General features: G+C 63.5%; 24 protein-coding genes and 1 tRNA gene. 17 read left to right on the plus strand and 8 right to left on the minus strand.

What is annotated here, in order from left to right; genetic code table 11:
* Positions 1-30 precede the first annotated feature (30 nt).
* Positions 31-585 (minus strand): TetR/AcrR family transcriptional regulator, encoded by a 555-nt coding sequence (locus tag YUA_RS0101820; protein ID WP_027529103.1) that lies wholly within the window; start codon positions 583-585, stop codon positions 31-33.
* A gap of 1,227 nt (positions 586-1,812) precedes the next feature.
* Between YUA_RS0101820 and YUA_RS0101825 the strand changes: the two genes are divergently transcribed.
* The 4 genes from YUA_RS0101825 (at position 1,813) to YUA_RS0101845 (ending at position 4,732) form a co-directional block, all read left to right on the plus strand.
* A complete protein-coding gene (locus tag YUA_RS0101825; RefSeq protein ID WP_027529104.1) occupies positions 1,813-2,037 on the plus strand; it encodes a hypothetical protein in 225 nt (74 codons plus the stop codon).
* Between the two features lie 195 nt (positions 2,038-2,232).
* Positions 2,233-3,237, plus strand: a complete 1,005-nt coding sequence (locus tag YUA_RS0101830) for a GlxA family transcriptional regulator (protein WP_027529105.1) — start codon at positions 2,233-2,235, stop codon at positions 3,235-3,237.
* 159 nt (positions 3,238-3,396) lie between these two features.
* Positions 3,397-4,044, plus strand: a complete 648-nt coding sequence (locus tag YUA_RS0101835; RefSeq protein WP_084291939.1) for a helix-turn-helix transcriptional regulator — start codon at positions 3,397-3,399, stop codon at positions 4,042-4,044.
* Between the two features lie 361 nt (positions 4,045-4,405).
* Complete coding sequence (locus tag YUA_RS0101845) at positions 4,406-4,732, plus strand: hypothetical protein (RefSeq protein WP_027529107.1); 327 nt, start codon at positions 4,406-4,408, stop codon at positions 4,730-4,732.
* 37 nt (positions 4,733-4,769) lie between these two features.
* Here the strand turns inward: YUA_RS0101845 and YUA_RS0101850 are convergent, their stop codons facing one another.
* The 4 genes from YUA_RS0101850 to YUA_RS0101865 form a co-directional block, all read right to left on the minus strand.
* Positions 4,770-5,054, minus strand: a complete 285-nt coding sequence (locus YUA_RS0101850) for a hypothetical protein (RefSeq protein WP_027529108.1) — start codon at positions 5,052-5,054, stop codon at positions 4,770-4,772.
* 77 nt (positions 5,055-5,131) lie between these two features.
* Positions 5,132-5,989 carry a DNA adenine methylase gene (locus YUA_RS0101855; protein ID WP_027529109.1) on the minus strand — a complete coding sequence of 286 codons (858 nt, stop codon included), beginning with the start codon at positions 5,987-5,989 and terminating at the stop codon, positions 5,132-5,134.
* The gene (locus YUA_RS0101860; protein ID WP_156947032.1) at positions 5,986-7,434 is read right to left on the minus strand and encodes a hypothetical protein; all 1,449 of its coding nucleotides are present in this window, start codon (positions 7,432-7,434) and stop codon (positions 5,986-5,988) included. Before YUA_RS0101860 ends, YUA_RS0101855 begins: the two co-directional genes overlap by 4 nt.
* Positions 7,435-7,588: 154 nt before the next feature.
* Positions 7,589-7,665, minus strand: a tRNA-Pro gene (locus YUA_RS0101865).
* 68 nt (positions 7,666-7,733) lie between these two features.
* Here YUA_RS0101865 and YUA_RS0101870 point away from each other — a divergent pair.
* The 6 genes from YUA_RS0101870 to YUA_RS0101895 all read left to right on the plus strand — a co-directional run bounded on the left by YUA_RS0101870 (position 7,734) and on the right by YUA_RS0101895 (position 13,743).
* Positions 7,734-8,723, plus strand: a complete 990-nt coding sequence (locus tag YUA_RS0101870) for an L-threonylcarbamoyladenylate synthase (RefSeq protein WP_027529111.1) — start codon at positions 7,734-7,736, stop codon at positions 8,721-8,723.
* Between the two features lie 78 nt (positions 8,724-8,801).
* Complete coding sequence (locus YUA_RS0101875) at positions 8,802-10,229, plus strand: FAD-binding oxidoreductase (protein WP_027529112.1); 1,428 nt, start codon at positions 8,802-8,804, stop codon at positions 10,227-10,229.
* Positions 10,226-10,663 carry a GNAT family acetyltransferase gene (locus YUA_RS0101880; protein ID WP_027529113.1) on the plus strand — a complete coding sequence of 146 codons (438 nt, stop codon included), beginning with the start codon at positions 10,226-10,228 and terminating at the stop codon, positions 10,661-10,663. The genes YUA_RS0101875 and YUA_RS0101880 overlap by 4 nt, the downstream gene beginning before the upstream one ends.
* A 72-nt stretch (positions 10,664-10,735) precedes the next feature.
* The gene (locus tag YUA_RS0101885; protein ID WP_027529114.1) at positions 10,736-11,317 is read left to right on the plus strand and encodes a GDP-mannose pyrophosphatase; all 582 of its coding nucleotides are present in this window, start codon (positions 10,736-10,738) and stop codon (positions 11,315-11,317) included.
* 266 nt (positions 11,318-11,583) lie between these two features.
* Positions 11,584-12,513, plus strand: coding sequence for a glycine reductase (locus tag YUA_RS0101890; protein ID WP_027529115.1), 930 nt, complete (start codon positions 11,584-11,586; stop codon positions 12,511-12,513).
* A gap of 36 nt (positions 12,514-12,549) precedes the next feature.
* Positions 12,550-13,743, plus strand: coding sequence for a CaiB/BaiF CoA-transferase family protein (locus tag YUA_RS0101895; protein WP_027529116.1), 1,194 nt, complete (start codon positions 12,550-12,552; stop codon positions 13,741-13,743).
* A 115-nt stretch (positions 13,744-13,858) separates the two neighbouring features.
* Here the strand turns inward: YUA_RS0101895 and YUA_RS0101900 are convergent, their stop codons facing one another.
* Positions 13,859-14,623, minus strand: a complete 765-nt coding sequence (locus YUA_RS0101900; RefSeq protein WP_027529117.1) for an SOS response-associated peptidase — start codon at positions 14,621-14,623, stop codon at positions 13,859-13,861.
* Between the two features lie 63 nt (positions 14,624-14,686).
* Here YUA_RS0101900 and YUA_RS0101905 point away from each other — a divergent pair, with 63 nt between their 5' ends.
* The 4 genes from YUA_RS0101905 (at position 14,687) to YUA_RS0101920 (ending at position 16,621) form a co-directional block, all read left to right on the plus strand.
* The gene (locus YUA_RS0101905) at positions 14,687-15,187 is read left to right on the plus strand and encodes a hypothetical protein (RefSeq protein WP_027529118.1); all 501 of its coding nucleotides are present in this window, start codon (positions 14,687-14,689) and stop codon (positions 15,185-15,187) included.
* Between the two features lie 18 nt (positions 15,188-15,205).
* Positions 15,206-15,640: an NUDIX hydrolase gene (locus YUA_RS0101910; RefSeq protein ID WP_027529119.1), complete on the plus strand. Its 435-nt coding sequence runs from the start codon at positions 15,206-15,208 to the stop codon at positions 15,638-15,640.
* A 106-nt stretch (positions 15,641-15,746) separates the two neighbouring features.
* Positions 15,747-16,124: a TIGR02301 family protein gene (locus YUA_RS0101915; protein WP_027529120.1), complete on the plus strand. Its 378-nt coding sequence runs from the start codon at positions 15,747-15,749 to the stop codon at positions 16,122-16,124.
* A 230-nt stretch (positions 16,125-16,354) separates the two neighbouring features.
* Positions 16,355-16,621 carry a hypothetical protein gene (locus tag YUA_RS0101920; RefSeq protein ID WP_027529121.1) on the plus strand — a complete coding sequence of 89 codons (267 nt, stop codon included), beginning with the start codon at positions 16,355-16,357 and terminating at the stop codon, positions 16,619-16,621.
* Positions 16,622-16,633: 12 nt separating this feature from the next.
* Here the strand turns inward: YUA_RS0101920 and YUA_RS0101925 are convergent, their stop codons facing one another.
* Positions 16,634-17,503, minus strand: a complete 870-nt coding sequence (locus tag YUA_RS0101925) for a sulfurtransferase (protein WP_027529122.1) — start codon at positions 17,501-17,503, stop codon at positions 16,634-16,636.
* A 169-nt stretch (positions 17,504-17,672) separates the two neighbouring features.
* Positions 17,673-19,007 (minus strand): dihydroorotase, encoded by a 1,335-nt coding sequence (locus tag YUA_RS0101930; RefSeq protein WP_027529123.1) that lies wholly within the window; start codon positions 19,005-19,007, stop codon positions 17,673-17,675.
* A 101-nt stretch (positions 19,008-19,108) separates the two neighbouring features.
* Between YUA_RS0101930 and YUA_RS0101935 the strand changes: the two genes are divergently transcribed.
* The 3 genes from YUA_RS0101935 to YUA_RS0101945 are packed head-to-tail and all read left to right on the plus strand — an operon-like array spanning position 19,109 to position 21,227.
* Positions 19,109-19,990 (plus strand): folate-binding protein YgfZ, encoded by an 882-nt coding sequence (locus YUA_RS0101935; RefSeq protein WP_027529124.1) that lies wholly within the window; start codon positions 19,109-19,111, stop codon positions 19,988-19,990.
* Positions 19,987-20,613: a DNA-3-methyladenine glycosylase I gene (locus YUA_RS0101940; protein ID WP_027529125.1), complete on the plus strand. Its 627-nt coding sequence runs from the start codon at positions 19,987-19,989 to the stop codon at positions 20,611-20,613. The genes YUA_RS0101935 and YUA_RS0101940 overlap by 4 nt, the downstream gene beginning before the upstream one ends.
* Entirely contained in the window at positions 20,610-21,227 is a 618-nt protein-coding gene (locus YUA_RS0101945; RefSeq protein ID WP_027529126.1) for a YfbR-like 5'-deoxynucleotidase, read from the plus strand. Before YUA_RS0101940 ends, YUA_RS0101945 begins: the two co-directional genes overlap by 4 nt.
* Positions 21,228-21,336 lie beyond the last annotated feature (109 nt).

Genomic DNA, 21,336 nt, shown 5'->3' on the forward strand with positions numbered 1-21,336 from the left:
GAAACGATCATTTCCTAATTTCACAAATGTTCAGGCAAGCAGCTTCATCGCGACGCCGACCAGGCGGTCGCCGTCGAGCGGCAGGCGCGCCTTGCCGACGACGCGCAGGCCCTGTGTCATGCAGATCATCAGCCGCGCGGTGTCGTCGGCTTCGACATGGTCCGAAATCGAGCCGTCGGCCTGCCCTTCGCGAATGAGGCCGGCGATGAACGCCTCATTGGTCTTGAGCTGCGCCGTGACGCGCGCACGCATCACCGGATCGATCGCCGACAGCTCGACCGCACTGCCGACCACGATGCAGCCGCGCCGCCCCTCGCTGCCCTGGGAGTGCTCGACATAAGACAGCAGCACATGGCGCACCCGCTCGCGGCCATTCGTACCGCGCGCAGCCGCATTGCGGGTCTGCTCGCCCCGTACCGCGGTGTACCGCTCGAAAGCGGCGAGGAAGACGGAATGCTTGTCGCGAAATGCCTTATAGACGCTGCCGGTGGCAAGCCGCATGGCCGCCGTCAGGTCTCCGATCGAGGTGGCATGATAGCCGCGCTCGCAAAACACCCGGATCGCGCCGTCCAGGGCCGTATCCATGTCGAACTCCCGGGGTCGGCCGGGTGGCTGAGGAGAGGGTTGAGACTGGCGGGCGACTTGTTGCATTGCGGGATAATAGGGAATGATCGTTTCCGAATAAAGACAATTGGTTGTGATTGGGCCCCCCTCTCTTGTCCCGGACGCGCTGCAGCGTGCAACGCTGCTGCGCAGAGCCGGGACCCAGAAAGCAACACGGCAAAGCAGCGAGATGGGCCCCGGCTCTGCAGCGCACCGTCGAAGAGACGCTGCGCTGCGTCCGGGGCACGAGAGCGGAGTGTGTCGCGCTCGCAATGACGGAGTATGAGGCAACATGGTTCTCCAAATGACGCTGTCATTCTCCGCGAAGGCGGAGAATTCAGTACGCCGCGGCCTCTCTGCTCGATCACAACCGTCTCGGAGTACTGGATCACCCGGTCAAGCCGGGCGATGACAGCGAGTGTGCAGCTCCAGACACACCTTCGCGGCCTCGCGGCGCAATTCGCCCGAGCTTTGCTTCGTCTCTTTGCCCTCTCGTCCAAGAGGGCGCAGGGAAGGCCGGGTGCTGACCTCGCACCCGCGGTCCGCTGCGCGAAGATGTAGCGCAGGAAAACCGCACAGCAGCATACAGGTGGTGCCAATCACTCGGCCTTCCCTGCGCGATGGGTTGACGGCTTATGCCGTGCTCTCCCGGGAGCCGAATTCCTTCTGGCCTCCCTCGCCCCGCGAATTGACGATGCGGTTGACCCGGTTGGGCGCTCCACACCTCCGCGACAGGCTTGGCCGTAGCAACGACGGCCAGGACCACACGGTTTTGCCGTACGCGCGCTCGCCTGATGCCACAGGGTCCTGCGGCCGTGTGCACACGCGCCGCAAGAATGTTGGCGAGACGAATTCAACAGCGCCGCTCGTCCACACGCGGCCTCGGGCTCACAGGGACTACCCGCCCTGCCCGCACCTCTCGTGCCGACGCTGCCGCGTCCACCGCAAACCCGGCTCGCAATTCGTGACGACGTACGATCGCCCCTCAAGGATGAGCCGGGATGGGCAAAACATACGCCATTTCCGAATTTCGGTAAAGCGGAATGTTTTTGCGGAGAGGGGTTGACGTCCGGGCGAAACACTCGCGTGTCTGGAACTTTCGTTGCCAATCTGCAACGGTTCCCCACGATCTAGGACCGGACAAAAGAAACGCCCATTGCGGCCACGAACCCCGCTCACAACGCCGTGAGACGAGTCAGGGGAACGACGATGCGTGCACAGCGCGTTTGGAACGTGAATGGAGCCGCCAGCATCGGGCAGCTTCAGTCCAGATTGGACGATTTGAACAAGCGACTGAACCAGCTTGAAAGTCAGCATCCCGAGAGCTGGAAGGTCGACGAGCTGAAATCGAGCGCGCTCAGCCTGTCGCGGGAGATCGACGACATCCGCTGCGCCGAGGCGACGGCGGCGTTGCGGGAGTTGCTGCGGAAATAGGACAGCGGCAGGCCGCAACGGATTCGTGATCCGCCGCGCGCCCGGCTTTGTGCACAATCCAGCCACATCTTGGACGTTCATTAGGTGCCTGCACGTCTCGGGAGCGAGCGCGCGCTCGTCCTCGCGATGGCGGGACACCGATTGCAAGATCGTGTTGCAAGATCGTGACCGCACATCGCAGAAATTGACCAAATCATGAGCACGCCCGCTTCGGCCAGCCCTGAACGCCAAATCGTCGTTCTCGTCTATCCGGACATCATGGCCATGGATGTCTGTGGCCCGATGGAAGCCTTCGCCATGGCGAATGCGCTGGCCGGTCGCAGCCTGTACCGCCTCTCCGTCGCCGCCGTCACGACCGATCCGATCACGACGTCGCTGGGGTTTTCCATCGTCCCCAACCACGCGCTCGCCGATCTCGACGGCCCGATCGACACGCTTCTGGTCGCGGGGGGATATGGTCACGTCGCCGCGCTGCGCGATCCGGCGCTGATCGGCTGGTTGCGCGAAGCGGCGCCCCGCGCGCGACGGTTCGGCTCGATCTGCACCGGCGCCTTTCCGCTCGCTGCGGCCGGCCTTCTCGACGGCAAGCGCGCGACCACGCATTGGGCGCTTGCGCCGTCTTTCGCGCAAAGTTTTCCGTCGACCACCCTCGATATCGACAGCATCTTCGTACGCGACGGCCAGACCTACACGTCCGCGGGCATCACGGCGGGGATCGATCTCGCGCTCGCCTTGATCGAGGAAGATCACGGGCAGACCTTCGCGCTGCGCGTGGCCCGCAGCCTCGTGGTGTTTCTCAAGCGTCCAGGCGGGCAGTCGCAATTCTCGACGCATCTTCAGGCGCAGTTCAGCGCTGTTCCCGCCCTCCGCAAGGCGCAGGAATGGGCACTGGCACATCTCGCCGAAGACCTCAGCGCCGAGGCGCTCGCGGCCCATGTCGGGATGAGCGAGCGGAATTTTCGCCGGATGTTCGTCGACGAGTTTCACGAGACACCGCGCGAATATGTCGAGCGAATTCGCCTCGACGAGGCCCGGCGTCAGATCGAGGACACCAATCTTCCTGTCCAGGCTGTCGCAAAACGGTGCGGGTTCGGCACCGTGCACAGCCTGCGGCGCGCCTTCGTCCGCCAGCTCGGCGTGACGCCGCAATGGTATCGGGCACAGTTCCAGAAGAACGAAGCGGCTCGCGACGCCACCTAAACTTCCGATTGCAATCTTTGGCCGGATTTATCCCATCTTTGGCCAGGACTGCACACGCCGTGCGATGGCCGCCGCGCGCGTTTCGTTGTTTAATCGCGACTTGTTTAATCGCGACATTGCCCCGCCGCACGTCGCGGCGTCGAAAGGAGCGCATACCAAATGCGCACCAGTGAAATTGTAAATCTATTTCCGGATCATGATTTTCACGCCGTGCCGGCGGTTCTGGACCATCTCTCGGCCGGTGTGGCCTTGCTCGATCGCAGGCTCCACGTTCAGTTTGCCAACAAGGCGTTCCGGGCGATGACGGCTGACGGCGCGCTGGCGTTGCGCGGCCGGACGCTTTCGAGCGCATGGCCGGCCTCGGCCCGGCAGTTCGATCGTATGACCCGCTCGGCGCTGTCGGGCGCGCCCGGCGGCACGATGGCCATTCCACATCCCGGCGACGGGCGCCTCATCACCATTCTGGTAACGCCGGCGCAGGGCCGCACGCTCGACGGCTTCACAGAGCTCGGGGATCGCGACAGCGCCGCGATCATCTTCATGCTCGACCCGGCCCGGCCACCGGCGCTGCCGCCGCAATGGATCATGGACGCCTACAAGCTGACCAAAGCGGAGGCGCAGGTCGCGCTGCAGGCCTCGCTCGGCCACTCCGTGTCCACCATCGGGATCCGGCTCGAGATTTCACCGAACACGGTCAAGACGCATCTGCGTCGCGTCTTCGCCAAGACCGGCGTTCGCGGCCAGGCTGAGCTGGTGGGCCTGCTCTCGGCGCTGCGGTCCGTGCGCGGTGACGATTGCGGGGCTTGAGACGTGGCGGGCAGCTTACCTGCGGCCATCCTTCGAGACGCCCGCCTAAGGCGGGCCCTCAGGATGAGGTCGCGGTTTGCGGCGAGATATCCGACCCTCATGGTGAGGAGCCCGCCAAAGCGGGCGTCTCGAACCATGCAGGCCGAACCCTCACGGCAGTCTTCGACTGTCGTATGCCCGGGATCGAGGAACCAACGCCCGTGCCCGCCATTGCCATGGAGAGCATGGAGCAAAATCATGACCAGGCACCTGACGCGAGCCCATCTCGCGCGCGGTGTGGCCGGCGCGGTTTCCACGCTGGTCCTGTGCGCGACGGCGGCCTTCACCATCGCGCACCACTTCGCGCTGTGAGGAAATTCGCATGATGTCCGACCCCGAGGAGTCGGTGCGGCTGCAAGGCTACGGCGAGATGAAGCTGCGCACGGCGATCGCGACGGTGATGCCGCTTGCCCCGCGCGAACGCGCGGAGGCCGCGATCTTCCGGGTTCGTGACGGCGTGCGTGTGGCAGCGAGCGAGATCGCCGAACTCGCATCAGAGTGGGGTATCGCGCCGGCACCTGAAGTCAGGTCGCCGAGTCTCGCCCCGGAGCCGCACTGGCCGGACATCGTCCGCGGCATGGTGCGCGAGGCGCCGCTGCCGTCGCTGATGGTTGCGTTTTTGCTAGGTGTGCTGGTGTCGCGGCGGTAGTTCGCTCGGTGGGCCCCAGCGCTGCTACACTTCGATCCTATGCCGCACGCAAGCGGACCAACTCGGCTTCAAACTCGAACCGCAACTGTGCCCCCTCGTCTTCCGGCAGACAGCTGGTCATCTGCGGAAAAATCGTCTGATACAGCGCCGTCTTTTTCGGCTCCCAAGGGAGGGTTTGAGCGGCCCTAGCCTCGGCGAGGATTCGCTGAAGTTCAGAGCGAACCTGATCGGGATTGGGCCGGTACACGGGGGTGGGCGCGTCGCCGAATAGTTCGGCCTGTTCCTCGTCGTGAAAGAGATCGCGCTGGCGGGGTGAGTTCATGTCGCATATTCAGCCATAAAATCAGGGCATCTTTGCGCCGGTAAGCGACGACGGAAGCTTTCGGGGGAAATGGTAACTTACCAGCGTATCGCGCCGGATGCCTGAGTACTTGGCAACCTGAGATGTTTGGGCACGATCATAATTTCTTTGCCGCTTCGCCGGACAGATGCCGCGTACCGCAATCCAAATGGACGAATAGTCGTCCACCCTCGATACAGCGACCTGATTTCAGGACAATCATCATACGTCAGAACCCAAGCGGATCCTGGGCGGCTCCTCAGTTCGTCCGCTATCCGTACGTGATATGAAGCATCCAACGAGTTTAGATAGAGCGTCGCTCCCTTCTCATAGTAGGGAGGATCGATGAAAAAAAATACCTTATCGTGATCAAGCTGCTTAATTAACTCGATCCCATCAATGCCCGTTACCGAAATTCGATCACTGAACTCTGCGATCTTCGCGCAACGCTCGAGTAAATCGGGTTTATTATAGCGAGCGTCAATGAGCCACTCCCCGCGCTGCTTGATCCCACCGATCGGACCGCCGTTCATGATAATCCCGGATCTATTACAGCGGTTGAGGTAGAACGCGGAAAACCCCTTCCGAAGGCGCGACACCTTCCGCCGTGACAGATAAAGCTCTCTCTGTCGTCTCCACTCGGCCATACTGACGCGTGTTTTCGACAGCAACGCAGCAAAGTCTAGTGGCTGGTGTTTGAGCGACCACCAGAACGCAAAGATCGCAGGGTCCGCATCGTTGATGTGAATCTCAGGTGCTTCCTCTAAAGTCAAGAGATTCAGGGACGCGCCCGCCCCGCCCGCGAACGGCTCGGCAATCTGCCGATTACCGAGATTGTTGATCCTCCGAATCTGACTAAGCAAGTTAGCCATCACAAACTTTCCGCCAGGGTATCGAAGCGGGCTGACATTCCTCATTTTGTTTCCTCGGCACCCGCTTCTAGCATCAGCCGAAATAGCGGCTCAGTTCGCATCCAAAATTGTAGGATCTCGCGCGGCCCAGGCAAATCGCCGGTTTGATGCACAAACGCATGCAACTCACTTATGCTGAATGGAGCCGAAGCATCGTAGCGCAACGCCTTTTCGACTCGAATAGCATCGGCTTCTGGAAGTTGCGCCTTTGCAATCTTCACGACGGCGGGCAATATCTGCCGCATCGTTGGAGTGCCATACGCCAGCTTGCCCTTTGATCTTAGATCGGCGGTAAGCGCCGAAAGGTCTCCGATTCGATCAAGATAATAGAATATCGAAAGCTCCAAAAAGACTCTGAGCAAGACAGATCCTGCATTCGGGAATCTTTCACGATCGAGCTTTGTCAGCTCATCACGAATGTCGATAAGCCGATCGTTTCCAAATCGCACATGGAAGTTTTTTGGGAGAACAGTCGAGCTTACCTTCTTCCCTCGGCGCCGCGTCGCAGCAGCAGTACGAGCAGCCGTTGAAGCGACAGTCTTGCCGTCCGTTAATTCGGATGGAACGAAGGTGGCATTGCGCTTCCTTACTTTGTCCGCACCCTTCCAGCTGTCCAGGTATCGCTTGATGTCTTCGTTCTTGTTTAGCGTTCGAGACGACGCTTTCCCGGTCGCGACATCTGTCACCAAGCGCGTGAAGCCTTTCACGAATTCGCTCTTGGCCGTGCGGCCTAGAAGACCGTGGTCCGCATTTTTCTCAACAAAAAAATATTCCCGCCCGACTGAGGAGTCGAATACGCGATTCAAGGTTGTAAAAACTTTGGCTCTCGGATTATCGAGCTTTGCCTTCACCTCCTCAGGCAGCGGAAGTGCACGAGCCATATCGGCGATTGCTCGTACCTGACGGGCCTCCTGGATGTCGGAGACCGAAAAGCCCAGATCATCGGCAAGCTCGTCGTTGTCATAGCCCTCGGTGATTTTATCGAGAATGAAGCTCGCTCGATTTTCCGCCTGCCAAGCGAGAACTGGAGTGCCGATATGCCGGCCGGCGACCTGTCGGTCGGTTGCTTTGCGGCTTGGCGCCACGGTCACAGGCACTCGGGCTAAGCTATCGGGATCCAGTATCTTTCGTGCAAGCTTTTCAAGCTGCGCACGCGCGGGCCCTTCTAACAAGCCCGGTTCTCGAAGGCCTTTCAGCGCCGCTAGGCGCCGATTCCCTTCGACCACAACCAGGCGATTACCTTCGTTGATCGCCAACAATGGTTCATTTGGAAAAAAACCGCGAAGGGCAATGCTCTTGGCAACCTCAAGAGCTTTATCGTGATCAAAGAGATACTGAATGATCTCTCGCGGAGCCCTGGCGGTGATCTCACGTCCCAGTCGTGGATTTTTCGGATCGAGTAGTAAACTCGCGACACCAAAGGGCCGCGTTTGCCAATTTGCGCTTGTCACAGCTTTCCCCCCACCCAGCCGGGCATCATGGTGGAAGGTGCGCAGGCGTGCAACTGGAAGGACGTCCCGCCCCTGTGGACGAGCGCCCGATCTTCAAATCATCGCGCATTTCGTTGCGCGGCAATCAGTCGGGAACTATAAGCCATTGAAATCTTGGTCGGAGTGGCAGGATTCGAACCTGCGACCCCTGCGTCCCGAACGCAGTGCTCTACCGGGCTGAGCCACACTCCGACAAGAGGCCGGCTTATAGCGTCGGGTGTGACGCACCGCAAGCGGCCGAGCTGAGGAATTTTGTCCCTGTGAAAACGGGTCTTGAAACGTTGATTTTACCGGCCGGAAAGGCCGGCGCGGACGCCGCCGCCCGGACCTTGGCCGCCGGCGGGCTGGTCGCGTTCCCGACCGAGACGGTCTACGGGCTCGGGGCGGACGCCGCCAACGCCGCCGCGATTGCCCATCTCTATGCCGCGAAGGGCCGGCCGGCCTTCAATCCGCTGATCGCCCATGTCGCCGACCTCGCGGCCGCGCGGCGGATCGGGCGGTTCGACGCGCGCGCCCTGAAGCTTGCCGAGGCGTTCTGGCCGGGGCCGCTGACACTGGTGGTGCCGAAGACGGAAAATTGCCCGGTGGCCGATCTCGCCACGGCGGGTCTCGACACGATCGCGATCCGCATTCCCGCCCATCCGGTGGCCGAAGCGATCTTGCGCGCCTTCGGCGGGGCCGTGGTGGCGCCATCCGCAAATATTTCGGGCCACGTCTCGCCGACGCTTGCGGCCCATGTCGAGAGCGATCTTGCGGGACGGATTGACCTGATCGTGGACGGCGGGCCGGTCGCGGTCGGCGTGGAATCGACCATCGTCGGCTGCCTCAACGCGCCGATGCTGCTGCGCCCTGGCGGGTTGTCACGCGAACGGATCGAGGCTGTGCTCGGCATGCCCCTGGCGCGGCCGCCGGTGGAGGCCGAGAGCGACGACAGTCAACCGCTGGCGCCGGGCATGATGGCCTCGCATTACGCGCCGCGCGCCAATGTGCGGCTGAATGCGCGCGACGTGGCACCGGGCGAAGCCTTGCTGGCGTTCGGGCCTGCGGAGCTGCCCGGACTTGGGGCCGCCGTTGCTGTCATGAATTTGTCGCCCGTGGCTGATCTCGATGAGGCCGCCGCCAATCTATTCGGCTATCTTCGCAGTCTCGACGCGAAGGCTCCGCGGGCGATTGTCGTGATGACGATTCCCGAAGAAGGCTTGGGCGAAGCGATCAACGACCGGCTCCGGCGCGCCGCAGTCGCGCGATAGCGCATGATCCGGAAAGTGTGCAGCGGTTTTCCGATAGGATCATGCGCAAGAGAGTAAGAGCTAAGAAGAGACGAGACGATGAACATCAATCAATCCGCCACCCCTCCGCTTGCGCCCGAATTGATCGACCAATTCCGCAAGATCGTCGGCGACAAGCACGCGATCACCGATGCGGCTGACATCCAGGCTTACGTCACCGAGGAGCGCAATCTGTTCCACGGCCGCTCACCGCTGGTGCTGCGCCCGGGCTCGACGGCCGAAGTCTCCGCGATCTGCAAGCTCGCCTCGGAGCGCAGAATCGCGCTGGTGCCGCAGGGCGGCAACACCGGGCTGGTCGGCGGGCAGACGCCGCACAATGGCGAGGTCGTGGTGTCGCTGCGCCGGCTCGACAAGATTCGCGAGGTCGACCCCGCCTCCAACACCATGACCTGCGAGGCCGGCGTGGTGCTGCAGATCGCGCAGCAGAAGGCGTCTGACGTCGACCGGCTGTTTCCGCTGTCACTGGGCGCTGAAGGAAGCTGCACCATCGGCGGCAATCTCTCGACCAATGCCGGCGGCACCGCGGCGCTTGCCTATGGCGTGGCGCGCGAGATGGCGCTGGGGCTGGAAGTGGTGCTCGCCGACGGGCGCGTGCTCAACGTGCTGTCGAAGCTGAAGAAGGACAACACCGGCTACAATCTGCACAACCTCTTCATCGGCGCGGAAGGCACGCTCGGCATCATTACCGCGGCAACGCTCAAACTGTTTCCGAAGCCGCGGGCGATCGAGACCGCCTATGTCGGGCTGAAGTCGCCGGCGGCGGCCTTGAGCCTGCTGACCATTGCGCAAAGCGAGGCCGCCAATGCGCTGACGAGTTTTGAGCTGCTGTCGGAAATGGCGGTGGACTTCTCGGTCCGCCACGGCATCGACGTGCGCGACCCGCTCGCAGAAAAGCATCCCTGGTACGTGCTGATGGAATTGTCCTCTCCGAGCGACGATGCCCGCACGCCGCTGGAGACGATCCTGGCCCGCGCCATGGAAGAGGAGATCGTCGACGACGCCGTGATCGCGGCCAACCTCACCCAACGCAACGGTTTCTGGAAGCTGCGTGAGGAGATGTCATCAGCGCAGAAACCCGAGGGCGGCTCGATCAAGCACGACATCTCGGTACCGACCGCAGCGGTGCCGGCCTTCATCGAGGAAGCCAACGCCGCCGTGGTGAAGCTGATCCCCGGCGCGCGGCCGGTGCCGTTCGGCCATCTCGGCGACGGCAATCTGCATTACAATGTCAGCCAGCCGATCGGTGCCGACACCGCGGATTATCTGGCGCGCTGGCACGAGATGAACGCTGTGGTGTTCGCAATCGTGCTGCGCATGGGCGGGTCGATCTCGGCCGAGCACGGCATCGGCGTGCTCAAGCGCGACGAGCTGCCTGACGTCAAGGACAAGACCGCGATCGAGCTGATGCGCGCGATCAAGGCGATGCTCGATCCGCACGGCATCATGAATCCGGGGAAGGTGCTGTGAGCGCTCTTGCGATCGACGCGATCAACGATGGCGACGTGGAACCGGTCGTGGCGCTATGGCAGCGCTGCGGCCTGACGCGGCCCTGGAACGATCCGCATGCCGATATCGCGCTGGCGCGGCGGCGCGACAATTCCACCGTGCTGATCGGCCGCGACAATGGTGCGATCGTCGCGACCGTCATGGTCGGCCATGACGGCCATCGCGGCTGGGTCTATTACGTCGCGGTCGACCCCGATGGACGCAAGCGCGGCCTTGGCCGGGCGATCATGGCCGCCGCCGAGGACTGGCTGCGGAGTGCCGGCATCGCAAAGCTTCAGCTGCTGGTCCGCCGCGAGAATGCGCAGGCCAATGCATTCTATCAATCATTGGGCTTCGAGGAATCGACCTCGGTGATGTTCCAGAAGTGGCTCGACGGCCGCGCCCCCACATCATGACTTTTTGAGCATGATCTTTTCGGAAAACCGCTTCACACTTTTCCGGATCATGCTCGCATCCGGAAGACAGCAATGACCATCTCCGACCGCGTCCGCATCAAGGACGTCCGTGTGCTCTCGGACGGCTGGACCACGCTGAAGAGCACGACGTTCGACTACCGCCGCGCCAACGGCGAATGGCAGACGCAGAAGCGCGAGACCTATGAGCGCGACAACGCCGCCGCCGTACTGCCCTACAATCGTGCGCGCCGCACCGTGATCCTGGTGAAGCAGTTCCGCCTGCCGGCATTCATTCGCGGCTACGACGACCTGCTGATCGAAGCGGCCGCCGGCGTGCTCGACGACGCCGCCCCCGAGGTACGTATCCGCGCCGAGGCCGAGGAGGAGACCGGCTATCGCCTGCACGACGTCCACAAGGTGTTCGAGGCCTTCATGAGCCCGGGCGCCATCACCGAGAAACTGCATTTTTTCGTCGCCGAATACGAGCCGGGGATGCGCGTGAGCGACGGCGGCGGCCTCGAGCACGAGGGCGAGGATATCGAGGTGCTGGAGCTCGGCATCGACGAGGCGCTCGCCATGATCGCCGACGGCCGCATCATCGATGCCAAGGCGATCATGCTGCTGCAATACGCGGCGCTGCATATTTTTCGGTAGGGTCGCCGCCGCGAGCTCGCTGCACCTCTCCCGCTTGCGGGAGAGGTCGGCGCGTAGCGCCGGGTGAGGGCTCTCTCCTCATCGGGGCTTCCCCATTGCGGAAGCACCCCCACCCCAGCCCTCCCCCGCAAGCGGGAGAGGGAGCAGACTTCCGCCGCGGCGAGCTATCCAATCTGCAATTCAGGCCTGCGCCGTCCCGCTCCCGGTTGAGCAACTCCCAAACTATCTCTAGTCTGGTCTCTAACCAAGAACCAGGAGACGCGCCCATGTCCGCTCCGCGCGATGACGAATTCGGCTTTGCGCCCGACTATGATTCCCCCGTCCCCTATATGCAGCGCACGCGGGACTATTACACCGCGATCGGCTACACCACCGCCTATCGCTGGGCGCATTACACCGAGGCGCCGTTCCAGAAGCTGAAGAAGCCGCTGGCACAAACGCGCGTGACGATCATCACCACGGCGGCGCCCTACGATCCGACCAAGGGCGACCAGGGGCCTGGTGCGGCGTACAATGGCAGCGCGAAATTCTATCAGGTCTATGACGGCAACACGTCGCAGCCACACGATTTGCGCATCTCGCATATCGGCTACGACCGCAAGCACACGTCAGCGACCGACAACGGCACCTGGTTTCCGCTGCCGCAGCTTTTGAAAGCGTCCGCCGCCGGCCGTATTGGCGAGGTCGCGCCGCGCTTCTTCGGCGCGCCGACCAATCGCAGCCATCGCGTCACGCTCGACACCGACGCGCCGGAGATTTTGGCGCGCTGCCTCACTGATGCGGTCGACGTCGCGGTGCTGGTGCCGAACTGCCCGGTGTGTCACCAGACCACGGCCCTGGTGGCGCGGCATCTCGAGGCCAACGGCATTCCGACCGTGGTGATGGGCTGCGCCAAGGACATCGTCGAGCACGCCGCGGTGCCGCGCTTCCTGTTCTCGGACTTCCCGCTCGGCAATTCCGCCGGCAAGCCGCACGAGACCGCCTCGCAGGCGCAGACGCTCGAGCTGGCGCTTCGGTTGCTGGAGACCGCGAGCGGCCCCCAGACCACGATGCAGTCGCCGCTGCGCTGGAGCGAGGATGCCTCCTGGAAGCTCGACTACAACAACGTCGCCCAGCTCTCGCCGGAAGAACTCGCTCGCCGCCGCGCCGAATTCGACAAGCAGAAGGAGATCGCCCGCGGCAACCGCGCCGCCTGACGTCCTCCAACAACGACAACAACAAGGGAGAGAGACGTGACGCGACCGTTCGAGGGCGTGAAGATCCTGGACTTCACCCAAGTGCTGGCCGGCCCCTATGCGAGCTACCAGCTCGCGCTGCTGGGCGCCGACGTCATCAAGGTCGAGCGGCGCGAGGGCGAGGACATGCGCCGCACGCCGCTGTCGCGCGAATGGGCCGAGCGCGGGCTCGCACCGGCGTTCCAGGCCATCAACGGCAACAAGCGCAGTCTGACGCTCGATCTGCAAAAGCCTGACGCGATCGCGATCGTGAAGAAGCTTGCGGCGCAAGTCGACGTCGTCATGGAGAATTTTCGCCCAGGCGTGATGGACAAGCTCGGCATCGGCTATGAGGCGCTCTCGGCGATCAATCCCAAGCTGATCTATTGCGCGGTGTCAGGTTTTGGCCAGACCGGCCCGGATCGTCTGCGGCCCGGCTATGACGGCAAGATGCAGGCGCTGTCGGGCATCATGGCGATCACGGGCCATCCCGAGACCGGGCCGACGCGCGCGGGTTTTGCGGTGTGCGATGTGCTCTCCGGCGCGACGGCGGCGTTCGGCGTGTCGAGCGCGCTGTATCAACGCGACCGCACCGGCAAGGGACAGCTCATCGACGTCTCCATGCTGGAGGCGACGATGGCGTTTCTCTCGGGCCAGATCGCGGATTGGTTGGTCGCCGGGCATCGTCAGCAGCTCTCGGGCAATCAGGCGGTGAGCCGCCGGACCACGGCGAATTTGTTCAGATGCGGCGATGGTCACATCCTGCTCGCCGTCAACAACGAGAAGCAATATCGCGCGCTGATGGCCGCGCTCGGCCGCGAGGACACGCTATCCGATCCGCGCTTCGTGGACTGGTTCGCGCGTAACGAGAACGAGCCTGCCTTGCGCGTCATCATCGAAGAGGCACTCGCAGCAAAGCCCGCGCGCGAATGGGAGACGATCCTGGAAGACGCCGGCGCGCCCTGCGCCAGCATCTGGAAGGTCGAGGAGGTCATCGACCATCCGCAGATCAAGGCGCGCGGCGCGATCCAGGAGCTGGACACGCAATACGGCCGCCTGCGCTTTGCCGGCAGCGGATTCAAGCTCGCACATGGTGGTGGCAAGCTCGACCGGATGGCGCCGGAATTGGGCGCGGACACGGATGCGGTGCTGGGCGAGCTCGGATTCGATGCAGCGGAGATTGCGGCGTTGCGGGCAAGGGAGATTGTTTAAAACTCCGCTGCCGTAGGGTGGGCAAAGCGAAGCGTGCCCACCATCGCGCATCGCATAACTGGACAGATGGTGGGCACGGCGCGTTGCGCCTTTGCCCACCCTACGGCAGCGGTGATCAGAACAACGACCCTTGCCCATCATCCGATGAGCTAGCCACTGCCTTCCGCACCGCCTTTTTGGGCTTCACCGCCTCTGCTTCGGCCTCCATCTCCTCCGCGCTGATCGGCAAGAGCAGCTGATCGTCGTCATTGGCGACGCGATTGACGCGGGTCGACACCGGGTGCCAGGCGAATTCGCCGCGGCGCGGGGCGGTCATCAGCGGCAGGATCGCATCGACCTCGTCGCCGCGGCAATCGAGCCAGCGTTCGAAATCGCGCGGGCTGATGGTGACGGGCACGCGGTCATGCAGCGCGGCGATGTCCTCGCCCGCGGCCGCCGTGACGATCGCCACCGTGTCGAGTTCCTCGCCGTTCGGCCCGATCCAGGTTTCGAACACCGCGGCAAGGCCGAGCGGCGCACCATCGGCGCGATGGATGAAGAACGGCTGCTTGCGGCTGTCGACCGCCTTCCATTCGTAATAGCCGTCGGCCGGGATCAGCCCACGCCGCCGGCGGATCGCGCGTTTGAAGGCGGGCTTCTCCAGCACCGTCTCGCAGCGGGCGTTGATCAGCAGCGTAAAGCCCTTGGGATCCTTGACCCAGCCCGGCAACAGGCCCCAGCGCATCAGGCGAAAATGGCGGGCGCCGTTCTCGACCAGGACGACCGGAATCGGTTGCGTCGGCGCGACATTGTACCGTGGCGGGAAATTCGGCTGCTCGATGTAGCCGAACAGTTGCCGCAAAGCCGCGGGGGCCGAAGTTATGACGAAGCGTCCACACATCCTGGGGCGTCTATATAGGTTCCGTTCAGGTCCTTTTAACCCCGAACGTTAACACTGCGGCGGATGAGCTCAATGGCCTCGCAATCCGCGCGGACGCATGCACAAACGGCCCCCGAGGCGCAAGCATGGGCCGAACGACTGCGCGTGGCCAACATCAACCCGCGGACCGGGCTTGCCACAGACTATCTCAACCATTTCAATGAAGCGGTGATGCTCCTTGAGATGATCCCGGACATGCCGGAATGCGCCGAGGACTTTCTGACCTGGTCGCCGCTGTCCTATGCCGAGCATTTTACGGCCTCGAACTTCAAGGCACGGGACCTGGCAATCGAAGCCTATGAGAAGGCCGAGCCAAACGTGCGGACCCAGTTCGACCACATCACCGACACCATGACCTCGATCCTGACCGCAGTCGGCTCGGCCATGCGCGAGGTCGAGAAGGACACGACCCGCGTTCGGTTGGCCGAGCAGGCCGCCCTCTGGGTCAAGCCGCTGATCGCGGCCTGCGGCGGCATCATCAACGGCGGCGCGGAGGCCGACGTCGACAGCATCATGGCGAATTGAGCCAGGGTCGTTGAAGAAATGCCTGACGTTATCCAGCCCACTCACCCCCAGATCGCAGTCAGCGCGGCGATTTTCCGCGACGGCAAGGTGCTGCTGACCCGCCGTGCCCGCTCGCCCGCAAAAGGGTTCTATTCGTTGCCGGGCGGCCGGGTCGAATTCGGCGAATCGCTGCACCATGCCCTGAGCCGCGAGGTCGACGAGGAGACCGGGCTCGAGATCGAGATCGTCAGCCTGGCCGGCTGGCGCGAGGTGCTGCCGGCCGCGCCCGGCGCCGGCCATTATTTGATCATGTCCTTTGCCGCCCGCTGGGTGGCCCGGGAACCTGCTCTGAACGACGAGCTCGACGATTACCGCTGGATCGCCCCCGATGCCCTGGGCAGCCTTGGCGACCTCAAGCTGACCGGAGGGCTGGAGGAGATTATCCAGTCGGCGGCGCGCCTGATTGGGGCATAGCCGGCACGGCGAGCTCCGCTACACTCTCCCGCAAGCGGGAGAGGGAGCGCACCGCGCGGGCGGCTCACCTTGCTTCTCTGGCCCTGAGGGGGCATACAGCCCGCCGATGTCGACGCGATTTCTGGCCATTTTTGTCCTGATTCTCGCCTGCGCCTCCGCGCCCGCCCGGGCCCAGGACGTGGCAGCGCCGTTCGACGCCGATTTGCAGCGGCTGGCCGAGATCCTCGGCGGCCTGCACTATCTGCGCGGCATCTGCGGCTCCAACGAGGGCAACAAATGGCGCAGCGAGATGCAGGCGCTGATCGAGGCCGAAACCCCCTCGGGCGAACGCCGTACCCGCATGATCGCCGGCTTCAACCGCGGCTATAACGGCTTTCAGCAGACCTATCGAAGCTGCACGCCGGCGGCGACGGTGGCGATCCGCCGTTACATCGAGGAAGGCTCGAAGATCTCGCGCGATCTCACGGCGCGTTACGCGAACTGATTTTTATCGTCATTCCGGGGCGTGCGTAGCGCGAACTACGATGCGCAATTGCGCATCATAGCTCGCGACTTCGTCGCGCCCCGGAATGACAGCCATGGGAACCCTGTCATCGTCTTTGTACACAGCCGTTAACCGTTCTTAAAGATGTGGCCTAGCGGTCGTTAATGCGCGTGCTACACCTCTTGCACAGCGCATCGCCGTGGATCGCGCCCCAGCCCCGATTGAGATTCATGAGCCAGCCGATTTCCTACGCCCCCGCCCGCGCGCCGTTGCCCGATCACGAGCAGAAACAAGCCGCACTGAGCTATCTCAACGAGGCCTGGGCCGAAGCGCGCCATGACGGCGTCGACGGCGACTGCCTGGCGCAGGCGAGCCTGTTTGCAGCGCTCGCCGAGCTTGTCGGCACTTATGGCGAGGACGCGGTGGCGAAATTCGTCGAGGGTTTTCCTGCCCGCATCCGCAACGGCGAATTCTCGATCGACCTCTCCAGGCAGTAGGTATTTCGAGCCTCAATCTGTCTCCATCGGCAGCGTTGGATCCCTCGCCCACTCGCCCATCGAGGCGTCGTAGAGCGTCAGCTTGTCGTAGCCGAGCTGCGTCAGCATCAGCAAATCGATCGTCGCCGAAATGCCGCCGCCGCAATACAGGATTACGTTCTTGTCGCGCGTGACGCCTGCCGCGGTGAATTTGGCTTCGGCATCCGCAAGCGAGGTCAGGGTCTTGTCGGCATTGACGAGCGTCGCAGCCGACACGTTGACGCTGCCGGGCACGCGGCCGGGCCGGCCGTAGCGGCTTGGCTCAAGGCCTTTATGAAACTGCGGCCCGAGCGCGTTGACGGTGACGGTCGAGGGATCGCCGATCCGCGCCTTGACGGTATTCTTGTCGACGAAGAAGCCTGCGCGCGGCGCGGCCTTGAAGCTCGTCGCCGGATAGCCCTTCGATGCGCCGGTTTCGATAGCCCGCCCCTCTTCCTTCCATTTATCGAAGCCACCATCCAGCACCTGCGTGTTGACGCCGAGCGAGCGCAGCATCCACCAGAACCGCGTCGACCACATCATGGTGCCGATGCTGTAGAGCACGATGGTCTTGGATGCGTCAGCACCGTGGCGACCGAAGGCGGCTTCGAGCTGGGCCACGCCTGGCATCATGAAGAACTGCTGCGCGGAGGTGTCGGAGAACTCGCCTTGCAGATCGAGGAAATCGGCGCCAGGGATATGGCCGGCCGCGAACGTCTTGTCACCGGGGACGGCGCGATACGGTACGTCGCTGCCGGGCGGGACCGGCTCGTTGTAGGTCGTGCAGTCATAGAGGCGGAGATCGGGATCGCTGAGGATCGAGGCGAGCTGATCGGTGGTGATGAGGGGTGTTGGTTGGGACATTGCTCGCTCCCAATTTGAGCTTGCGCTTCGCGGCACTCTGTCATTGCCCGCGAAGGCGGGCAATCCAGTATTCCAGAGGCCGCAGTGATCGAGCCGAGGGGCCGCGGCGTACTGGATGCCCCGCCTGCGCGGGGCATGACAGCGGAGCGAGAAGTTGGAGCGGAAAACCCTACTGCTTCAGCGTCTCCAGAAACCGTACCGGCTCGCCCTGCGATGCCGTCACCAGCTCGCCCTGCCACATCACGCGGCGGCCGCGGATGAAGGTGCCGACGGGCCAACCCGTCACGCGGACGCCGTCATAGGGGGTCCAGCCGGCTTTCGAGGCGACCCATTTGTTGCTGATGGTCTCGCTGCGCTTCAAGTCGACCACCGTGAAGTCGGCATCGTAACCGGCGGCGATGCGGCCTTTGCAGGCCATGTTGTAGAGGCGCGCAGGGCCCGCGCTGGTGAGATCGACGAACCTTGCCAGCGACAGCCGACCGGCATTGACGTGATCGAGCATCAGCGGCACCAGCGTCTGCACGCCGGTCATGCCGGAGGGCGACGCCGGATAGGTCTTCTGCTTCTCTTCCAGCGTATGCGGGGCGTGGTCGGAGCCGAGCACGTCGATGATGCCCTGCTCGATGCCGCGCCAGATGCCGGCACGGTGATCGGCGCCGCGCACCGGCGGGTTCATTTGTGCCAGCGTGCCGAGCCGCTCGTAGCATTCGGGCGCGACCAGCGTGAGATGATGCGGTGTCGCCTCGCAGGAGGCGACGTCCTTGTGGTCGCGCAAGAACTCGATTTCTTCCTTGGTGGAGATGTGCAGCACGTGGATGCGCTTGCCCGTCTCGTGCGCGAGCTTGACCAGGCGCTGCGTCGCCATCAGCGCCGCGGTCTCGTCGCGCCAGACCGGATGCGAGCGCGGATCGCCCTCGATGCGGAACGACTTGCGATCGTTGAGACGATACTCGTCCTCGGCATGGAACGCGGCACGGCGGCGGATCACCTGGAAGATGCGGCGCAGGCTTTCATCGTCCTCCACCAGCAGGGCGCCGGTCGAGGAGCCGATGAACACTTTCACGCCGGCACAGCCCGGCGCGCGCTCGAGCACCGGCAGATCCTGCACATTCTCGCGGGTGCCGCCGATGAAGAAGGCGAAATCGCAATGCATGCGGTGACGGGCGCGCTTCACCTTGTCGGTGAAGGTAGCCTCCGTCACGGTCAATGGAGACGTGTTCGGCATCTCGAACACTGCAGTGACGCCGCCCATCACGGCGCTGCGCGAACCGGTCTCGAGGTCTTCCTTCTGCTCCAGCCCGGGCTCGCGAAAATGCACCTGCGTGTCCATCACGCCGGGCAGGATGTGGAGACCCCTGCAGTCGATCACCTCGGCGGCGGATCCTTGCGACAGCGGGCCTAGCTCGGCGATGCGACCATTGGCGATGCCGATATCGCGAACAGACTCGCCATCCTGGTTGACGACGGCGCCGCCTTTGAGGATCACATCGAAACGCTGGGTCATGGCTGGAGGCCTCTCTCATCCCCAAGCGCAGGGCTCGAGGTCTTGTCGTTTATGCCTTGCGGGCTTACGTTCCGGAGCAACATGTCGCAAGAGATTTTCACATGAAATCAGCGTTTCTTCCCGACCGGGGCGTGATCAAAGTCGCGGGCGAGGATGCGCGCACCTTCCTCAATGGCCTCATCACGACCGATGTCGACAAGCTCAAGCCGGGCCTTGGGCGATTCGGTGCGCTGCTGACACCGCAGGGCAAGATCATCGTCGATTTCCTGATCACTGAAGCGCCCGCCGGCCATGGCGGCGGGTTCCTGATCGACTGCCCGAAGGCGCTGGCCGACGGCCTCGCCACCAAGCTGAAATTCTACAAGCTGCGCGCCAAGGTGACGGTGGACAACCTCTCCGATGATCTCGGCGTGCTCGCGGCCTGGGACGGCCAGTTAGCGGCTCAGCCGGATCTCGCCTTTGCCGATCCACGCAATGCTGAGCTCGGCACTCGCATCCTGATCCCCGAAGATCTCAAGCAAAAACTGTCGGACCTGATCGGTGCCGAGCTGGTCGATGCCGCCGACTATGAGGCGCATCGTATCGCGCTCGGCGTGCCGCGCGGCGGGCTCGATTTCATGTACAGCGACGCCTTCCCGCACGAGACCAACATGGACCGTCTGGCCGGCGTCGATTTCGACAAAGGCTGCTATGTCGGCCAGGAGGTCGTCTCGCGCATGCAGCATCGCGGCACCGCGCGCACCCGCAGCGTGAAGGTCCTGCTCGAGGATTCCTCGCCTGAGGCAGGTGTCAGTGTCATGGCCGGCGACAAGTCCGTCGGCACCATGGGCTCGTCGGCGCAAGGCAAGGGCATTGCGCTGGTGCGGATCGACCGCGTTGCGGACGCGCTCGATGCCGGCCAGCCGCTCACTGCTGGCGGACTCGCGTTGAAGCTGGCAGAACCCGAAATCGTCCGCATTCCCACAAAGCAACCCATCGCATGAGCCGTGCTCCCCGCCTGCATCCCGACGGAAAGACCCGCTGCCCCTGGCCCGGCGAAGATCCGCTCTATGTCGCCTATCACGACACCGAATGGGGCGTGCCTGAGTATGACGATCGCGCGCTCTATGAAAAACTGATCCTCGACGGCTTTCAGGCCGGCCTCTCCTGGATCACGATTTTGCGCAAGCGCGACAATTTCCGCAAAGCCTTCGACGATTTCCAGCCGGAGAAGATCGCGCGCTACAACGACAAGAAGGTGCACGCGCTGATGAACGATGTCGGCATCGTGCGCAACCGCGCCAAGATCGACGGCACGATCCTGAGCGCGAGGTCGTATCTGGAGATCATGGAGAAGGGACCGGGCTTCTCAAAGCTGCTGTGGGACTTCATGGGCGGACGGCCCAAGGTCAACAATTTCAAGACCACCGCAAGCGTGCCGGCTTCGACGCCCTTGTCGGTGCAAATCTCCAAGGAGCTGTCCTCGCGCGGCTTCAAATTCGTCGGCCCGACCATCGTGTACGCCTTCATGCAGGCGACCGGCATGGTCAACGACCATCTCGTCGACTGCCACTGCCACGCGAGTTGCAGCAAGATGCAGCGCAAACCGCGCCTCAAGGCCAAATGACGACGAAGAAGACGGCGTCGCGCCGCGTGCAAATGCGCGCCTGGCAGCGCATGCTGTCGGGCCGGCGCCTCGATCTGCTCGATCCCTCCCCGCTCGACGTCGAGATCGCCGACATCGCGCATGGGCTCGCGCGCGTCGCCCGCTGGAACGGGCAGACCATCGGCGCGCATATCTTCTCGGTCGCCCAGCACACGCTGCTGGTGGAGACCGTACTCCGGCACGAAATGCCGCGCGTCGATGAGCGCATGCGGCTCGCAGCGCTGCTGCACGATGCGCCCGAATATGTCATCGGCGACATGATCTCGCCGTTCAAGGCCGTCCTCGACGGCCATTACAAGGCCGTGGAAAAGCGCCTGCTCGGCGCCATCCACATCCGCTTCGGCCTGCCGCCGGTGCTGCCCGACGAGATCACGCAAGTCATCAAGGCCGCCGATCGCGGCGCGGCGTATCTCGAGGCAACCGAGCTCGCCGGATTCAGCGAGAGCGAGGCGAAGCGCCTGTTCGGCAGGGATCCGGGCCTTTCCGACAGCGTCCGGCGCGACTATCTGACACCCTGGACGGCGGCGCGGGCCGAGAAGCAGTTTCTGGAACGGTTTGGCGCCGTGTTTGCGTGAGCCACATCCCTTCGTAGGGTGGGCAAAGCGAAGCGTGCCCACCAAACAAGTCGCGGTGTGCGCAGTTGCGAAATGGTGGGCACGGCGCGATGCGCCTTTGCCCACCCTA

It is taken from the genome of Bradyrhizobium sp. WSM3983 (assembly GCF_000473045.1).
Lineage (GTDB): Bacteria > Pseudomonadota > Alphaproteobacteria > Rhizobiales > Xanthobacteraceae > Bradyrhizobium.

Bases quoted from the DNA above. Each gene is read 5' to 3' on its own strand.
- YUA_RS0101820 (WP_027529103.1), bottom strand. From the start codon at position 585: ATGGATACGGCCCTGGACGGCGCGATCCGGGTGTTTTGCGAGCGCGGC.
- YUA_RS0101825 (WP_027529104.1), top strand. From the start codon at position 1,813: ATGCGTGCACAGCGCGTTTGGAACGTGAATGGAGCCGCCAGCATCGGG.
- YUA_RS0101830 (WP_027529105.1), top strand. From the start codon at position 2,233: ATGAGCACGCCCGCTTCGGCCAGCCCTGAACGCCAAATCGTCGTTCTC.
- YUA_RS0101835 (WP_084291939.1), top strand. From the start codon at position 3,397: ATGCGCACCAGTGAAATTGTAAATCTATTTCCGGATCATGATTTTCAC.
- YUA_RS0101845 (WP_027529107.1), top strand. From the start codon at position 4,406: ATGATGTCCGACCCCGAGGAGTCGGTGCGGCTGCAAGGCTACGGCGAG.
- YUA_RS0101850 (WP_027529108.1), bottom strand. From the start codon at position 5,054: ATGAACTCACCCCGCCAGCGCGATCTCTTTCACGACGAGGAACAGGCC.
- YUA_RS0101855 (WP_027529109.1), bottom strand. From the start codon at position 5,989: ATGAGGAATGTCAGCCCGCTTCGATACCCTGGCGGAAAGTTTGTGATG.
- YUA_RS0101875 (WP_027529112.1), top strand. From the start codon at position 8,802: ATGAACATCAATCAATCCGCCACCCCTCCGCTTGCGCCCGAATTGATC.
- YUA_RS0101885 (WP_027529114.1), top strand. From the start codon at position 10,736: ATGACCATCTCCGACCGCGTCCGCATCAAGGACGTCCGTGTGCTCTCG.
- YUA_RS0101890 (WP_027529115.1), top strand. From the start codon at position 11,584: ATGTCCGCTCCGCGCGATGACGAATTCGGCTTTGCGCCCGACTATGAT.
- YUA_RS0101900 (WP_027529117.1), bottom strand. From the start codon at position 14,623: ATGTGTGGACGCTTCGTCATAACTTCGGCCCCCGCGGCTTTGCGGCAA.
- YUA_RS0101905 (WP_027529118.1), top strand. From the start codon at position 14,687: ATGAGCTCAATGGCCTCGCAATCCGCGCGGACGCATGCACAAACGGCC.
- YUA_RS0101910 (WP_027529119.1), top strand. From the start codon at position 15,206: ATGCCTGACGTTATCCAGCCCACTCACCCCCAGATCGCAGTCAGCGCG.
- YUA_RS0101915 (WP_027529120.1), top strand. From the start codon at position 15,747: ATGTCGACGCGATTTCTGGCCATTTTTGTCCTGATTCTCGCCTGCGCC.
- YUA_RS0101920 (WP_027529121.1), top strand. From the start codon at position 16,355: ATGAGCCAGCCGATTTCCTACGCCCCCGCCCGCGCGCCGTTGCCCGAT.
- YUA_RS0101925 (WP_027529122.1), bottom strand. From the start codon at position 17,503: ATGTCCCAACCAACACCCCTCATCACCACCGATCAGCTCGCCTCGATC.
- YUA_RS0101930 (WP_027529123.1), bottom strand. From the start codon at position 19,007: ATGACCCAGCGTTTCGATGTGATCCTCAAAGGCGGCGCCGTCGTCAAC.
- YUA_RS0101935 (WP_027529124.1), top strand. From the start codon at position 19,109: ATGAAATCAGCGTTTCTTCCCGACCGGGGCGTGATCAAAGTCGCGGGC.
- YUA_RS0101940 (WP_027529125.1), top strand. From the start codon at position 19,987: ATGAGCCGTGCTCCCCGCCTGCATCCCGACGGAAAGACCCGCTGCCCC.
- YUA_RS0101945 (WP_027529126.1), top strand. From the start codon at position 20,610: ATGACGACGAAGAAGACGGCGTCGCGCCGCGTGCAAATGCGCGCCTGG.